Origin of the sequence: Amycolatopsis echigonensis (assembly GCF_014174495.1) — a bacterium.
Classification (GTDB): Bacteria; Actinomycetota; Actinomycetes; order Mycobacteriales; family Pseudonocardiaceae; genus Amycolatopsis; species Amycolatopsis echigonensis.
Map to the genome: position 1 here is coordinate 1 of NZ_JACJHR010000227.1, position 1,352 is coordinate 1,352.

Annotated in this window: 1 protein-coding gene; it reads right to left on the reverse strand. The window is 62.9% G+C overall.

The genetic code is table 11. The features are described 5' to 3' along the window. Positions 1–1,352, reverse strand: a 1,352-nt coding sequence (locus tag H5411_RS46430; RefSeq protein ID WP_183128018.1) for a recombinase family protein, incomplete at both ends; no start/stop codon positions are given.

Below are 1,352 nucleotides of genomic sequence, written 5' to 3' on the forward strand. Positions count from 1 at the left end.
GTCCGCCCGTCGCGACTGGGCGACGGGAGCGCTTCGGGGCTCAGGGACGTGTTCACGTTGAAGGGCGTGGAGCTGGCCAAAGGGCTCGTGCAGATCGTGGTCACTGACCTGGTCGTCTTCGATGTAGAGGCCCTGGAAGATCGCCTGGTTGAGTAGGCGTCGTTGCTGCTCGTTGCAGCGTCGGTAGAGCTCCTCGGGGGCCTCCAGGAACTTGAGGGCAGCTTGGATGAGCCGGGCGCTGTCGGTGAGGTCGGCACTGGCGGTGTCGAGCCGCTCGGTGAGGCGACGTCGTTCGGTGGCGATATCGCGGAGCTTGGCCTTGACCTTGGTTTGCGGCACCGTGCCGTCGGCGGCGAGGTCGATCAAGTTCTCCTCCTTGGTGTCGAGTTCCTTCAGTTGGCCGGAAATCTGCTTGTGCAGCAGGCGTGCGGCGGCCTCCTGTTCGTTGATGACGGTGTCGATGTGCGCGCCGACGTCCGCGATGAACTCTGGGCGGAATCGGATGTTGGCGTAGTGGCGTTCGATGGCTTCCTCGACCTGGTAGACGTGGACGTGCGGGCCGGGGCAGATGCCGTCGCGTTTGTTGCGGCAGAAGAAGTACAGGTACTCGTAGCCGTGGCGATTGACCGTGCGCTGGATCGCCAGCCGCTGAGTCCTTCCGGCACGTCGGCAGTAGCCGCAGTACACCGAGCCCTTGAGGTAGTGGTGGTGAATGCGACGGCGTTCCTTCGCTGTGAGCCTGGATTCGAGGATTTCCTGGACTTGGTCGAAGAGCTCCTCGTCGTCAATCAACACCTCGTGCCGGCCGCGGATCTCCTCGCCTTTGTAGTCGACATAGCCGAGGTAGTAGCGGTCGCGCAGCATCTGCGAGAGCTTGTTGATCGACACCTTTTTTGCCGGATGCCTATTGGTGGCACGGGTGCGGAGTCCGCGGTCGTACAGTTCGTCGGCCAGCTCGTCCAATGAATAGTCGCCCGTGGCGTAGAGCTCGAAGGCGAGCTTGACCATCGGTGCCCGTTCGGGGTCAACGATGATCGTGCGGATTACTCGGCCATCGGAGTGGTCGATGTAGTTGAGGTAGCCGAGTTTGGCGCGGCCGAGGGTTCCGCCACTGCGGGCTTTCTGACCCATCTTGTACGCGATGTCGGCACCGGATTGACGGGATTGGTACTCGTTGAAGGTGGCCAGGATGCCGTGCATCAGCTGGCCGACCGGGGTGTCGTCGATGGCCTCGGTGGCCGAGACGAGCGTGACGCCGCGCTTGCGTAGGTCTGCCATGACGACCGCGTCGTCGTAGCGGTTCCGCGCCATGCGCGAGAGTTGGTAGATGATGATGACGTCGACGTCGCCCT